The organism is Streptomyces sp. NPDC005761 (assembly GCF_040630635.1).
GTDB lineage: Bacteria > Actinomycetota > Actinomycetes > Streptomycetales > Streptomycetaceae > Streptomyces.
In genome coordinates, this window is the sequence record NZ_JBEXXX010000017.1 from 137,530 (window position 1) to 151,086 (window position 13,557).

General features: G+C 70.0%; 13 protein-coding genes. 5 read left to right on the forward strand and 8 right to left on the reverse strand.

Translation table 11 applies throughout. From position 1 onward, the window contains the following. Window positions 1-472: 472 nt before the first annotated feature. The 4 genes from ABZ434_RS18275 (at window position 473) to ABZ434_RS18290 (ending at window position 5,096) form a co-directional block, all read left to right on the forward strand. Complete coding sequence (locus ABZ434_RS18275) at window positions 473-832, forward strand: hypothetical protein (protein WP_359137273.1); 360 nt, start codon at window positions 473-475, stop codon at window positions 830-832. A 336-nt stretch (window positions 833-1,168) separates the two neighbouring features. Next, complete coding sequence (locus tag ABZ434_RS18280; protein ID WP_359137276.1) at window positions 1,169-2,515, forward strand: SGNH/GDSL hydrolase family protein; 1,347 nt, start codon at window positions 1,169-1,171, stop codon at window positions 2,513-2,515. Between the two features lie 688 nt (window positions 2,516-3,203). After that, complete coding sequence (locus ABZ434_RS18285; RefSeq protein WP_359137334.1) at window positions 3,204-4,184, forward strand: terpene synthase family protein; 981 nt, start codon at window positions 3,204-3,206, stop codon at window positions 4,182-4,184. Between the two features lie 501 nt (window positions 4,185-4,685). Next, window positions 4,686-5,096, forward strand: a complete 411-nt coding sequence (locus ABZ434_RS18290; protein WP_359137279.1) for an STAS domain-containing protein — start codon at window positions 4,686-4,688, stop codon at window positions 5,094-5,096. Window positions 5,097-5,155: 59 nt separating this feature from the next. Here the strand turns inward: ABZ434_RS18290 and ABZ434_RS18295 are convergent, their stop codons facing one another. Further along, on the reverse strand, window positions 5,156-5,365 hold the full coding sequence (locus ABZ434_RS18295; RefSeq protein ID WP_219574369.1) for an EF-hand domain-containing protein: 210 nt from the start codon (window positions 5,363-5,365) through the stop codon (window positions 5,156-5,158). Between the two features lie 141 nt (window positions 5,366-5,506). Here ABZ434_RS18295 and ABZ434_RS18300 point away from each other — a divergent pair, with 141 nt between their 5' ends. After that, window positions 5,507-6,145, forward strand: coding sequence for a GNAT family N-acetyltransferase (locus ABZ434_RS18300; RefSeq protein ID WP_359137282.1), 639 nt, complete (start codon window positions 5,507-5,509; stop codon window positions 6,143-6,145). A 25-nt stretch (window positions 6,146-6,170) separates the two neighbouring features. On the opposite strand, the gene ABZ434_RS18305 is transcribed toward ABZ434_RS18300, so the two are convergent. The 7 genes from ABZ434_RS18305 to ABZ434_RS18335 form a co-directional block, all read right to left on the reverse strand. Further along, on the reverse strand, window positions 6,171-7,364 hold the full coding sequence (locus tag ABZ434_RS18305; RefSeq protein ID WP_359137284.1) for a hypothetical protein: 1,194 nt from the start codon (window positions 7,362-7,364) through the stop codon (window positions 6,171-6,173). After that, window positions 7,364-8,170 carry a polysaccharide deacetylase family protein gene (locus ABZ434_RS18310; RefSeq protein WP_359137287.1) on the reverse strand — a complete coding sequence of 269 codons (807 nt, stop codon included), beginning with the start codon at window positions 8,168-8,170 and terminating at the stop codon, window positions 7,364-7,366. The genes ABZ434_RS18305 and ABZ434_RS18310 overlap by 1 nt, the downstream gene beginning before the upstream one ends. A 395-nt stretch (window positions 8,171-8,565) precedes the next feature. After that, window positions 8,566-9,081: an ATP-binding protein gene (locus ABZ434_RS18315; RefSeq protein ID WP_326657834.1), complete on the reverse strand. Its 516-nt coding sequence runs from the start codon at window positions 9,079-9,081 to the stop codon at window positions 8,566-8,568. Between the two features lie 251 nt (window positions 9,082-9,332). After that, entirely contained in the window at window positions 9,333-10,100 is a 768-nt protein-coding gene (locus ABZ434_RS18320; RefSeq protein ID WP_359137292.1) for an enoyl-CoA hydratase-related protein, read from the reverse strand. 122 nt (window positions 10,101-10,222) lie between these two features. Further along, window positions 10,223-10,669: a cold shock domain-containing protein gene (locus ABZ434_RS18325; RefSeq protein ID WP_359137295.1), complete on the reverse strand. Its 447-nt coding sequence runs from the start codon at window positions 10,667-10,669 to the stop codon at window positions 10,223-10,225. Between the two features lie 197 nt (window positions 10,670-10,866). Further along, a complete protein-coding gene (locus ABZ434_RS18330) occupies window positions 10,867-11,811 on the reverse strand; it encodes a proline iminopeptidase-family hydrolase (protein WP_359137298.1) in 945 nt (314 codons plus the stop codon). Between the two features lie 62 nt (window positions 11,812-11,873). Further along, window positions 11,874-13,557, reverse strand: a 1,684-nt coding sequence (locus tag ABZ434_RS18335; RefSeq protein WP_359137301.1) for a thioesterase domain-containing protein, incomplete at its 5' end; no start/stop codon positions are given.

Consider the following 13,557-nt stretch of genomic DNA (forward strand, 5'->3'; position numbering starts at 1 on the left):
TCATACCTGCGGGCCGCCCGGTCCGGGGTCAGTCCTGTCGCCTTCTTGTCACTCACCGGCTTCAGAACTCCACCACCGCACCGACCTGCACTTACGTGTGCCACTTCCCGGCAGTTCGTCCCTGCCGGGCCTGCTCGATCTCTTGGCTACGGACAAGACACTAACCCCAGCGACACTCGCATGTCTACTTCCACCACGACAGATTTTCTGGGGGTGTCGCCAATGAAGTCCTGTGGTCCGTACTACTGAGAAACTGCACCGGCCCCGCCCTCCCGGGGCGACCGCTGCCGGAAGCGGGCAAGCGGGCCGACGCGGCACGAGCGATCGGCGGGCGCACGAACAGCACGGAGACCGCCATCCCCCGGACGCCTGCCGCAGACACCCCGCCTGCAGCGACAGGCCGCAGCACCGCCCCGCCGGAGACCGGCACCGCAAGAGAGCACCCCGTCGGCCGACGCATATAATCGGGCTCATGTCGAAGCCTGACGCGCTGCTCGTTGACGTCGCCGCACTGGTGGAGTCCGGGCACAGCAATCAGATGCCCCTGACCGTGGTCGCCGGTGGAGCTGTCATCACGGGCCGGCTGGCCCCCGAAGCCATCTGGCGGCAGCGGGTGTCGGAGGTCCTGGCGGACTCGGCCCACCTGGGCGACTTCTCCGCCATGTTCACCGCCGCGGCCCCCAGGGAAGGACCGCCCACGCATCTGCACTTCCATGTGGCTCGGATCCTGCAGGGCACCGTAGGGATCCCGGAGACAGGCGGGATGTACCGGGTGGCGATCGAAGACGTCAGCGCCTGGACCATGGGCGACTTCAGCTACTCCGACCACTGACACCCCCGCACCGAGAGTGCTCGGTGCGCGACGAGGGGCCGACCGGTACACCCCGGTCGGCCCCTTGTTGCTGCCCTGCCGCCGAAGGCGCCCGACCGCGGCCGGGCGTGACCCCGCCAGAAATACGCCGACGGCCTGGCCCGGCGCCTGTGCGGTTCCCGGCTGCCGCGTGGCCGTCCCGGCCGATATCTCGAAACATTTCGAATGATTGACCGCAACAATCGAAGCAGCTAGCCTGCCGCGTGGTCCGGCGGGCGCATGGATGGGGATGCCGTCCGCGTACGTGGACGCTTTGCGCTTCATCCCGTTTCCCCACCGCACAGAGGGAACACATCCATGAACCGAAGATCCTCACTGATCAGTCTGATCACCGCGGGAGCGCTCTTCGCCTCCCTTGCCGCCGTCTCGCCGGCACTGGGAGCGGGTGGGTCCTCAGGGGCGGACCGCGCGCCCACGCCCACCGAGCGGAATGCGCACTGGGTGGCCGCCTGGACGTCGATGCCGCAGCTGACGGAGCCGTCCAACATGCCGCCGGCGCCGTTCACCCAGGCCGATTCCGTCCTGACGGACACGACACTGCGGCAGACCGTCCACGTCTCGGCGGGCGGTGACCACATCCGGCTGCGGTTCTCCAACGCGTTCGGCGGGGCGGTACTGCCCATCACCAAGGTGTCCGTGGCGCTGCCGCTGGACGGCCGGGCGGGTACGGGCGCCATCCGGGAGGGCACCACGCGCAGGGTGACCTTCGGCGGCGGTTCTTCGGTGGCCGTCCCGGCCGGCACCCAGGCGGTCTCCGATCCGCTGGACTTCCGGCTGGAACCCGGCTCCAACCTGACGGCGACGGTCTATCTGGCCACCGGGCAGGCGTCCACCGCTCTCACCTCGCACCCCGGCTCCCGTACGACTTCGTACCTCCGGGCCGGGGACCACGTCGAGGACGCGGATCTCCCCGGGGCGACCACCACCGACCACTGGTACCTCCTCAGCGGCGTCGAGGTCTGGTCCAGGAGCAGCACCTCGGCGACGGCCGTGCTCGGCGACTCGCTGACCGACGGCCGGGGATCCACCACCAACGGCAACGACCGCTGGCCGGACGTGCTCCAGCAGCGGCTGGCGGCCGGTGCGGGCCCGGTACGGACCTCGGTCGTCAACCAGGCAGCCGGCGGGAACCGCCTGCTCAACGACGGCCTGGGCCCGAACGGGCTGGCCCGGCTCGACCGTGACGTGCTGTCCCAGAGCGGCGTCGACCGGCTGATCGTCTTCGAGGGCGTCAACGACATCGGGACGGTGGCCGCCACCCCCGCCGCCCAGAAGCAGACGGCGGACGACGTGATCGCGGCGTACGACCAGATCATCACCCGGGCCCACACCCTGGGGATCCGGGTGTACGGGGCGACCCTGACCCCCTTCGGCGGCAACACGGGGTACGACGACGCGGACGGTTACCGCGAGGATGCCCGGCAGGCGGTCAACACCTGGATCCGTACCAGCGGCCGCTTCGACGCGGTGATCGACTTCGACCGGACCGCCCGCGATCCGCAGGATCCCCGTGCCCTGCGCGCCTCGTTGGACGTCGGCGACCATCTCCATCTGAACCCCGCGGGCTACCGGGCCCTGGCCGGCGCCGTCCCGGCCGGCCTGTTCCGGCAGACCCCGCTGCCGGCGGGCTTCGGCTACAACTGACCGACACACGGAGAGGGCGGTCCGCATACCCATGGAAGGGGCGCGGGCCGCCCTTTCGCGTTTCGGCAACGGCCGCACCCCGAGGGGGCTCGGCCGTTGCCGGAGTGAACCGGCCCCGCCCAAGGGCGAATTGGCCAGAACCGCCACCGCGGTCACCCGCCCCCGCCAACCCAGGAGTGCACCAACTGCTCATAACTGAGCAGAGGTTCATGGCGAACACACATTTTCAGTCACAAGCGGCTTCCCTCCTCCGCATACTGGGAGTTCACTGGTCGTGACGAGTGGTGACGCGATCGCCGTGCACGTCAGACGATGCGCGCTGCCCCGGGCCCTGCGGGCCCCGCTCGGACGGCCCGGCCCTGCGGAGGAAAGAGGACAGCGATGACAGCCGCCCTTCCCGTGACGCTCCCTCGGCGGGATCCGGCCGTCCGGCCCGGCCACGGCGCACGGGGTGCGCCGCGGGTTGCCCGCTGCGACCGTCCGCCCCGCCGGGCCTGATCCGCCTCTGCGGTGATCGGACAGCTGCCCCCCGATGACCCGGCTTCGTCGAAGCGCCGATCGACGACCCCGCGTCCATCGTCTGCCGCTCCGGCCTGCGCGTGCGTGGCCCTTTCGCGCATCCCCCTTCCCTGTTCGTACCGTTCAGACGAGGTGCACCATGAGCAAGTTGGCGCTTCCGGAATTCCACATGCCGTTCGAGAGCGCGGGATGTCATCCAGGAATCGAGCAGACCAGAACAGCCGCCTGGGAATGGGCGGCGGCCAGTGATCTCGTCCTGTCACCGGTGGCCCGCAAGAAGATGATACGAACCCGCCCCGAACTCTGGATATCTTTGATATTCCCCGAGGCGTCACAGAAACACCTCGACCTCTTCTGCCAGTGGCTGTTCTGGGCCTTCCTCGTGGACGACGAGTTCGACGACGGCCCGGCAGGCCGCGACCCGCAGCGGTGCGAAAGCGCGATCGCCCGGCTGGTGGACGTGCTCGACGGCGCGCGGGCACCGGTCGGCCCCATGGAACACGCGCTGGACGAACTACTGGTCCGCACCTGTACGGACAGGCCGGTGCACTGGGTCCGGCAGTTCCGCCGCGATACGGCCGCCTGGCTGTGGACGTACTACGCGGAAGCCGTCGACCGCGCCGCCGGACACGTGCCGAGCACGGCGGACTTCGTGAAGCACCGCCGTGATTCGGTGGCCATGCAGCCGTTTCTCGATCTGCACGAGATCACGGCGGGAATCGACCTGCCGGAATCCGCCCGGAGCCTTCCCGCCTATATCGCCCTGCGTAATGCGGTGGCCGACCATTCGGGGCTCTGCAACGACATCTGCTCCTTCGAGAAGGAGGCCTTGCTCGGATACGAGCACAACACCGTCCGGCTCATCCAGCGGGACCGCGGCGGCACACTCCAGGAAGCCGTCGACGAGGCCGGAATTCTGCTGTCCCGCATTGCCGACCGGGTCCAGCGGGCCGAGAAGGAACTGGTCGAGGAGATGGAAGCGGCGGGAATCGAAGGGCTTTCGCGAGCCGCCCTGGAGCGCTGCGTCCGGGACTACCGAGGGCTCGTCCGGGGCGACTTCGACTACCACGCTCGGGCGGAGCGCTACACCCGTCCCGACCTCCTGGAGATCGACGAAGTGGGCTCCATGTCCCGGAACTTCGCCGCCTGACGGAAGGCACACCACGGGAGTACGCGTTCAGGACGGCGAGTTCCGGACATTTGTCGTCGACGCGCTACGAGGCTCTCCGGCCGCCGCACAGCGGCCGGAAAGCCGTGCCGCCCGAACCGGCCATCGCACGACGGCGGAATCCTCGGTACCGGCCGGTCGTGGCTGCGGTCAGCGGATGCCACCGGTGGGGGGCCGGTACGACGTGGTCAGCACCGCAGGGACCCGCGCGACCGTTTCCCCTCGTGCTGAGCGCTCGGCGCCCGCCGGAACCGCGTCCCGGGTCGGGCACCCCTGACTGACGACCACAGAAGTCGTCTTCTCCTGTCCATGGGAACAGAGGACGTTCACCCGGAAGGAGTCATTGGGGAAAGCGCGAACGTTTCTGCATAGATACCTGACGGACTCTCGGGTTAGGTTCACCGACTGTCACCTCACCGGCCGTTTCCCCACCGACTGTCATGCGGGCCCCGGGTACGTCCGGCGCTGCGAGGAGAGGCATCAATGACCGAGACGCCGGCCTCCACGGCAACCCCCGTGCCGGCCCTGCTGCCCGAGCCGTGCGGCCGGGTGTACCGCCGGAACGGCTGCACGGTGGTGGCGCTGCGTGACGAGATCGACATCGCGACCGCCGCGCTGATCGCACCGGCCCTGGACGATGCTACGGCGGACGGCTCGCCCCGGCTGGTGGTCGACCTGTCGGAGGTGAGCTTCCTCGACTGCTCGGGGCTGTCGTTGCTGTGCCGGGCCCGCCGACGTGTGCTGGACCGCGAGGGGCGGTTCTGGCTCGTCTGCGCCTGCCCGCGGATCCTGCGCCTGCTGCGGGCCGGCCGGCTGCACGATCTGTTCGGCCCGGTGGCGACCCCGGACGAGGTCTTCCGGACTGCGGAGCCCGTGGCCCCCGCAGTCTCCTGAGGGCGCCCCGGCGTGCGGTCCCGCGGCCCCCGGCCCGGCGGCCGGGGGTCCTCCGGACGTCAGTTCTGTGCGGCCCAGAACTCGTCGAACGTGAGGAGGCCGTCCCCGTTCGCGTCGTGGGAGTTGATCACGGCCTGGGCGACCGTCTCGGTGACGTAGGGGTCACCCAGCTGAGCCATGACGCTCTTGTACTCGACGGCCGAGATCAGCCCGTCGCCGTTCAGGTCGTACCGCTCGAACGCCTTGCGCGCCGACTCGATGTCCGCCACTTTTCCGCCCCTTCGTATGACTGTCTGACGGAGGCCAGATTAACGGGCGCGACGGCCGGCCCCGGCGGCGGCCGGTGGTCGATCATGGATGGGCCGCCCGCCGCCCGGTGGGCGGGGGTCGAGCGGGGAGTACACGGCACGATGAGCGAAGCACTGGCACGGATCCTGGACGCCGCGGCACACGGACGGTTCCCCCCGCCGGACGGGTCCACGACCGTGGTGCGGCAGCCGAACGCGCGGGATGCCGGAGTGCTGGCGTTCACCGCGCACTCGGTGGTCTTCACCGACGAGGACCCTGGTTGGGTGCGTGACACGCTCGCCGCCACCCCCGGCGACGCGCTCGCCGCGACGATGAATCCGGGGTTCCTGGCCGCGCTGATGACCCGGACCGGCCGGCACATGAACACGATCGACCTCCTCACGGTCGCGCCCGCCCTGCCGGGTGCACCGGAGCTGGAGCTGCGGGAGATCCGCGACCCGGAACACCCCCGGGTCGCCCGGGCGATGAAGTACCGCGACGAGGTGCGGGTCTGGGGGACCGAGGGCGGCGTGCTGGTCCTCGGCCGCGGGGTCGCGGGGCGCTGGGAGACGGCGGTCGAGGTGGCCGAGGAGGCGCGGGGGCAGCGGCTGGGTGTGCGGCTGGCACGGGCGGCCCGGCAGCTGGTGCCGGACACGGTGGTGTGGGCGCAGCAGTCGCCGGGGAACGCCCGCAGTGTGCGGACGTTCCAGGCTGCGGGCTACCGGCCGGTGGGCTCGGAGGCCCTGCTGGTCGCGGGGTGAGTCACCGGCCGGACCCCGGGCGGCCTCAGCGGAAGACGCCGGTATGGCCGAGCGAGTAGCGGCCCGGCTGCGGGTAGACGGCGAGACCGTGCGGTCCGCTGCCCACCGGGATCCGGGCCAGCTGCTTGCCGGTGTGGGTGTCGATCGCGTACACCTCGGCGTCGTACCGCCCGGACAGCCACAGGACCTTGCCGTCCGCCGAGACCCCGCCCATGTCCGGGCTTCCGCCGTTCGGCAGGTGCCACTTCTTGGCCAGCTTCTTCTGCGCGAAGTCGAAGACGGAGACCGAGCCCTCGCCGCGGTTGGAGATGTACATCTCCTTGGCGTCGCGGCTGACGTAGAGCCCGTGGCAGCCCTTGCCGGTGGGCAGCAGTTCGGGGGTGGTGAACTTCTCCCCGTCCAGCACCCACATGCCGTTGGCGATCATGTCCGCGATGTAGAAGGTGCTGCCGTCGGGGGACAGCTTGACGTCCTGCGGCATCGCGCCTTCGAACGGCAGCTTCTGCTGGCCCACGACCTTCATCTTCGCCGTGTCGACCTTGAGGAGTTCACCGGAGAACTCGCAGGAGACGATGAAGTAGCGGCCGTCGGCGGAGAAGTCGGCGTGGTTGACGCCGGCGCAGCTCACCGGCACGGCCTTGGCCGTCTTCATCGTGTGCGCGTCGCGGAAGACGAGTTCGCGGTCCATCGAGGCCATCACGATGGAGTACTTGCCGTTCGGGGTGAAGTAGAGGTTGTACGGGTCGGAGACGTCGACCGTCTTCCCCGCCTTCCCGGTCGCCGGGTCGATGGCGGTGAGGCTGTCTCCGACGTCGTTGTTGACCCAGAGCGTCTTCAGGTCCCAGGACGGGACGACGTGCTGCGGCTGCCGGCCGACAGGAATCGTCTCGATGACCTTGTACGTGGCGGGGTCGATGACCGAGACGGTGTCGGAGTTGGTGTTGGGCACGTACACGCGGGACGGGAAGTTCTTGACGACCGGCGAGAGCTTCCCCGGGGCGTCGGCCGCGTACACGTTCCTGGCGTCGAGCACCGGGGGCATCCCGGGCAGTCCCGGCGGCGCGGGCGGGGTGACGTGCCTGGGCCTGGCGGGCGGGGCGGCGGCCTCGGTGGAGGTACCGGACGGCCCCCCGTCCGTGGGCGAGGTGCCGCAGCCGGTGAGCACGGCGAGCAGGACGCCCCCGAGCAGGGCCGCGGCGCGTGTGGTGGAGGGAGGCATCAGGTCAGCAACTCCGTGGTCGTCACCGCGCGCAGTCGGCGGCGGTCGAGTTCGGTGAGGAGGAGGGGCAGCGCGGCGACCGTGTCCGCATAGCCGAAGTGCATGCTCACCACCGATCCGTTGCGGATCTCCCCGGCCACCTTGCGGGTGACGGCCGCGGCGCCGGGCGAGGTGAAGTCGAGGGAGTCCACGTCGTACGAGAGGACGTGCGGGTATCCGGCCCGGACCGCGAGCCGCTGGACGAGCGGGGTGGCGTACCGGGTGCGCGAGGGCCGGAACCAGGTGCCGATGGAGCCGGTGAGCCGGCGCAGCCTCTGGGCGCAGTCGGTGATCTCGGCGAACGCCTGGGTCTCGTCCATCGAGGAGATGTCGACGTGGCGCTGGGTGTGATTGCCGAGGTCGTGACCACCGTCGAGGATCCGGCGGGCCATCTCGGGGTGCTCGTCCAGCCAACTGCCCACGGCGAGCACCGTGACCCTCGCCCCGGCGCGTTCGGCCTCACCGAGGACTGTGCGGGCCACGGCGGGATCGCCCTGGCCGTGGAAGGTGAGGGCGACGCGAGCCCGGTCGCGGGGGCCGTGGTCGATCTGTACGGGCTGCCCGGGGACCCGGTGCGGGGCGGGCGCGGGGGCGTGCGCGCCGGTGGTCGCAGCCTGCCTCCGCGGTTCCGGGCGGGCGAGGGGCTTCGCCGGTGTGCCGGCGGCGTCCGGGTCCGCGCAGCCGGCGGCGAGGGCGGCCGCGAGGGCGGCGCCGGCTCCGGCGCGCAGGGCGCTGCGACGGTGCACCGGACTGTCGGGGGCGTTCATGCGCAGAACATTAAGTGCGTTATGTCAGGAAAATAACAACTGACCCACGAAGGTCGCCGAAGGTCACACGGATGCCCACCCCACCTCCGGTGATCAATGAATCGCCGGGAGATCCCCTACGCGCTCACCGATTACCAGGCACGTGACCCATCCCACCTGTGATTCATTGTGAGAATGCCCGCTTCTGTCATCATATGACTGAATCGCGGCTTTGGCTGTGGAGTCGTCCGTCTGTCATAGTCGGGGACACGACCCCCATTGACCCGGGCCAGGTCGTCGTAAGCGGCCGTGAACACACCCCCCATTTCACGGCCCCCACACAGCAGCCCCCGAAGCGCCCCACCACGGCCGACCGGGGGCTTCTGTGCGTCCACTCCGTGAGCCGTGGCGTCGGATCAGCGGTCGGAGATCCGCATCTCGAACCAGGTGGTCTTGCCGCGGGGCAGCAGGTCGACGCCCCACCGGTCGGAGAGCTTGTCGACCAGGAAGAGCCCGCGCCCACTGATGTCCATCTCCTGGACGGGCATCAGGCACGGCAGTCCGCGCGACGGGTCGCGCACCTCGATCCTGATCCAGCCGCGACGGCGCATCATCCGTAACCCGAAGACCCTGGCACCGGTGTGCCGCACGGCGTTCCCGACGAGTTCGGACACGAGCAGAACGGCGTGCTCGGCGGTCTGCGGGGAGAGGGCCCACTGACGCAGCACCACACAGGAGGTGAGCCTGCGGGCGGTGGCGGCGGATTCCGGGCGGGAGGGCAGCCGGACTTCGTCCTCCGTCGGATTTCCGAACAACTCCAGCGCTTTGAACGCCTGTTCGTCTTCGACGGCCGGCATCCTCCGTGCCGCTGTCGCGCTGCTGCGCTGTCGCGGCTGCTCCACACCCTCCAGGCCCGCCATGGACACCATCATGGCTGCACAGCAGGCCCTCCGTGGCCGTTCCGCGGGAATCCCTGACCCGGAATCAGACGTTCCGTAGTCGGCTCCAGTCATATGCCGCTGGCAGAATGCGCTCCCGGACAGCCACCCTGACCTGCATGGATACCCCGCCCGAACGAGTTTGCCAGGACGGGTGGGAGGCCGAGCCTTAAGGTTGCCTTAAGGCTCAGCTAATCCGCCCACACGGATGAACGCACGCCTGGCCGTTCCCAACTGGCGTTCGGTCAGAGGAATTTGGCCTTACCCGGGCCCTCGTCCACGAAGCTGCGCATTCCGCGCTCCCGGTCCTCGGTGGCGAAGAGGCCGGCGAACCAGGTCCGCTCGATCGTGAGGCCGGTGTCGATGTCCGTCTCCAGTCCTGCGTCGACGGCCTCCTTGGCCGCGCGCAGCGCGAGCGCCGGGCCCTTCGCCAGCTTGGCGGCCCAGGCGTGCGCCTGCTCGTACACCTCGGCGGCAGGCACGACGCGGTCCACCAGGCCCATGGTCAGGGCCTCGTCCGCCTTCACATGGCGGCCGGTGAAGATCAGGTCCTTGGCCTTGGCGGGGCCCACCAGCCGGGCGAGGCGCTGGGTGCCGCCCGCACCGGGGATCAGCCCGAGCATGATCTCCGGCTGTCCCAGCTTGGCGTTGTCCCCTGCGATCCGGAAGTCCGCGCAGAGGGCCAGCTCGCAACCCCCGCCGAGCGCGTATCCGGTGACGGCGGCAACAACGGGCTTGGGGATCCGGGCCACCGCGGTGAAGGAGTCCTGCAGCGCCTTGGACCGCACGACCATGGCCGGGTGGTCCATCGCCTGCATCTCCTTGATGTCCGCGCCGGCCGCGAACACCTTCTCACCGCCGTAGAGCACCACAGCACGCACGTCGTCGCGCCGGGACGCCTCTTCGGCGAGCTCGCGCAGCCGGTCCTGGGTGGCGATGTCCAGGGCGTTCATCGGAGGACGGTCCAGCCGGATCGTGCCGACGCCGCCGCTTACTTCGAGGGTTACGGTCATGGGAGGCAGGTTAACCGCCGCTAACGCCCGGGCGGACAGGCCGGGGGCCGGTGCCGTTCGTCACAGCCGGCATGCACCGCAGGCCCGGGACCGTCGTCCCGGGCCGCGGCACGGCTACCGGTTCAGCCCTCGACCCAGCCGTGGTTCTTGGCGAACTGCAGCAACCCTTGGCGCACCTGAAGAATGTGCGCCGCGGTGAGGCCCGGAGCCGATTCCAGCAGTACTTCCGTGACGTCCCGTACGTACTCCTCCGCGTTGAGCACGTCGCACAACACGTCGTCGCCGTCCGCGATCTGCCGGTTCACGGGCTCGGAGCGCGCCGCGAAGACGGAGGCCGGAGCCGACGCCGCAGCCGCGCCACCGGTGCCTGCGGCGGGTCGCACCGAGGACGCCTTCAGGCCCCGGTCGCCCTGCTCGATCTCGAACTCGACCATCAGACCGGGCCGGAGGGATTCCTCGGCCATACGAAGGTCGTTCACATGCAGGAAGACGTCCTCGCCGCCATGGTCGGGGGCGATGAACCCGTAACCCTTGGCGCTGTCGAAGCGCACCACACGACCGATGACCATGGGAACCACCCTCTCAACGAGTCCCGGACCCCTGTCCGGGACACCCCTGTCGCGGCAGGCCGCCCGGACCTCGTTCACCCACTCCGGACGCGCCTTGCGACTGCCTGACCACCAGCGTCCCAGATGCTATGGGCTGTCCAGGCGACATCCGGGTCCTCGCTGCGGCGGCACACCTGTCCGTCCGCACCCTATGCGGCCTACGGCCGGTGGGACAGTCCGGAGGGGCCGGGCCGTGCACCCGCCGGGTCCACCTCGTCGAGGAACGTCCGCATGACCTGACGGAAGTGCTCCGGCTCCTCGAGGTGCGGCAGGTGGCTGGACTCCTCGAAGATCTCCCAGCGCGCTCCCGGAATGAGGTCCTGGAAGGGCTGGACCGTCGCGGGCGTGGCTTCGTCGTGGCGGCCGGAGATCAGCAGCGTGGGTACGTCGACGTCGGCGCAGAGGTCGATGACGGACCAGTCGCGCAAGGTGCCGTTGACGTGGAACTCACTGGGGCCGTTCATCGCGTAGTAGACGGTGGGGTCGTTGTACACCTCGTAGAACGAGGCCAGGTAGTCACGGGGCCAGGGCGTGAGACGGCAGACGTGTCGCTCGTAGAACGTACGCATGGCCTCGTGGTACTCGTCCGTCTCGGTGGTTCCGGCGGCCTCGTGCCGGAGCAGCGTCTCGTTGACGCCGGGCGGCAGCTGGTCCCGGAGGACCTTGGCCTCCTGGAGCCAGAGCGGGTAGGAGGCGGGCGAGTTGGCGATGACCAGTCCGCGCAGGCCTGCCGGACGGGCCGCGGCGTGGTGCGTGATGAGCATGCCGCCCCAGGACTGGCCGAACAGGACGTAGTTGTCGGCGATTCCGAGACCCGTGAGGAGGTTGTCGAGTTCCGCGGCGAACAGATCCACCGTCCAGAAGTCTGCTCCCCGGTCGGGCAGATGGGTCGAGCCGCCGTTGCCGATCTGGTCGTAGTGCACGACGGACCAGCCGTCGTCGGCCAGGTCGGAGAGGTTCTGCAGGTAGTCGTGGGTGGATCCCGGCCCTCCGTGCACGACGACGAGCGTGGGCCGGTCGGAGCGAAGGTCGCCCGTCACCCGGTACCACGTCTCGTGCTCGCCGAACGGCAGGGTCCCCTTGGCGCTGGGTGCCACGGTCACGTCACTTCGCCTCGCTTCGATTCGGTCGGTCCGGTCCGTCTTGTTTCGATTCGGTCGTTCCGTCATTCGGTCACGCCGGTGCCGGCAGCCGTTTCGCGCGACGCGAGCCATTCGTCGATGACCTGCGCGGTCTCTTCGGCACGGTCCTCGACGAGGGTGAAGTGGTTGGCGCGGACGGTCCGCAGGGTGTGGGCGGTTTCCCACGGCTCGGCGCGTCCGCCGACCAGGTCGGGGGACGCGTCGTCCCCGTCCGGGACGAAGGACTGGGTGCACTGGACGAAGAGCACCGGGGCCTCGACCGGGGTGAGCGGGAGTCGCGGAACCAGTTCCACCCAGCGGCCCATCGCGGAGAGCCTGCTGCTGTCGAACCGGCCGAAGACGGCTTCCTTGTCGAACATGCCGAGGGCGAGACCGTCGAGGGGGACGCCGTCGCTGCCACCGTCATGCACCTTGAACGTGTCCAGCAGGATGACACCCGCGGGGCGCACCCCGCATTCCCGTTCCAGGTGCCCTGCGGTGGCGTAGGCGAGGGTGCCTCCGGACGAATAGCCGAGCAGCACGAACGGTTTCCCGTCGGCCGTGTCCAGCACACTCCGGGCGAGTGCCTGGACGGCCGCGTCGGAGGACGTGGGCAGGCTCTCGCCCGCGAGGAATCCCGGCACGGGCAGTGCGGATATCTTGTGCCTGCCTCCGAAGTGGGACACCAGACGCGCGTGCTGGTGGACACCGCCGGTGGCCATGGGTGTGCTGAGGCAGATGAGATGCGGTCCTTCGGGTGCGTCCGCGAGACGGACGGCAGCGGGGAGCCGGTCGATCTCGTCCACCGAACCGAAGCCCGGCCGCACGTCGGCGGCCGCCTGGAGGAGCGCGAATCCCTTGTCCGCGCGGCCGGAGACGACGGCGGCGTGGAACAGGTCGCGGAGCGTCTCGGGCGGCCTGCCGGCCGGAGCAGCGTCGCCCCCGCCGGTGACCGCTGTGCTCTCCGTCCCGGCGAGCCCTTCGAGTGATCCCGCCGAGGACCGTGATGCGTCGGTGTCGCCGGTCGCGAGGGGGCCTGCCGCCAGGAGATCCGTGCGCAGCAGCCGTGCGAGCTCTGCCGGGCTCTTGCTGTCGAAGACCACCATGGGAGACAGCCTCAGTCCGGTGTCCTTCATCAGGGCGTTACGGAGTTCCATCGCGCTCAGCGAGTCGAACCCGGCTTCCAGGAAGTCCCGTTCCGCGTCGAGGGCGTCCGCGCTGCTGTGGCCGAGGAGGGCGGCCGCCCGCTCCATGACGAGCGTCCTGAGGAGTGCTTCCTGCCCGGCCCGGTCGGCCTGCGCGAATTGCCGGCGCAGAGATGTCGCGTCGGTCCTGGAGACGGTGCTGCGTCGCCTGGTGGTGGGGACGAGGTCGCGGAGGAGCGCGGGGATGGTGTCGGTACGGGCGCGGAGCGCGGTGGCGTCGACCGGCAGCGGGACCAGAGCGGCCCGTCCGGACGCCAGACCCGCGTCGAACAGCGCCAGGCCCTGCTCCGGCTCCAACGCCGGCAACCCCTGACGCCTCATCCGCTCCAGATCCGCCTCACCCAGCCACTGCCCCATCCCCGCACCCGCCCACAGCCCGTACGCGAGGGAAGTGGCCGGCAGGCCCTCCGCCCGACGCCGCACCGCCAACGCGTCCAGGAACACATTCGCAGCCGCGTAATTGGCCTGACCCGCAGCCAACACCGACCCACCCGCCGACGAAAACATCACGAAGAACGCCAAC

Coding starts and splice junctions, on each gene's coding strand:
- ABZ434_RS18280 (WP_359137276.1), top strand. CDS start 1,169: ATGAACCGAAGATCCTCACTGATCAGTCTGATCACCGCGGGAGCGCTC.
- ABZ434_RS18325 (WP_359137295.1), bottom strand. CDS start 10,669: ATGGTCATCGGTCGTGTGGTGCGCTTCGACAGCGCCAAGGGTTACGGG.
- ABZ434_RS18290 (WP_359137279.1), top strand. CDS start 4,686: ATGACCGAGACGCCGGCCTCCACGGCAACCCCCGTGCCGGCCCTGCTG.
- ABZ434_RS18305 (WP_359137284.1), bottom strand. CDS start 7,364: ATGCCTCCCTCCACCACACGCGCCGCGGCCCTGCTCGGGGGCGTCCTG.
- ABZ434_RS18310 (WP_359137287.1), bottom strand. CDS start 8,170: ATGAACGCCCCCGACAGTCCGGTGCACCGTCGCAGCGCCCTGCGCGCC.
- ABZ434_RS18300 (WP_359137282.1), top strand. CDS start 5,507: ATGAGCGAAGCACTGGCACGGATCCTGGACGCCGCGGCACACGGACGG.
- ABZ434_RS18315 (WP_326657834.1), bottom strand. CDS start 9,081: ATGATGGTGTCCATGGCGGGCCTGGAGGGTGTGGAGCAGCCGCGACAG.
- ABZ434_RS18285 (WP_359137334.1), top strand. CDS start 3,204: ATGCCGTTCGAGAGCGCGGGATGTCATCCAGGAATCGAGCAGACCAGA.
- ABZ434_RS18320 (WP_359137292.1), bottom strand. CDS start 10,100: ATGACCGTAACCCTCGAAGTAAGCGGCGGCGTCGGCACGATCCGGCTG.
- ABZ434_RS18275 (WP_359137273.1), top strand. CDS start 473: ATGTCGAAGCCTGACGCGCTGCTCGTTGACGTCGCCGCACTGGTGGAG.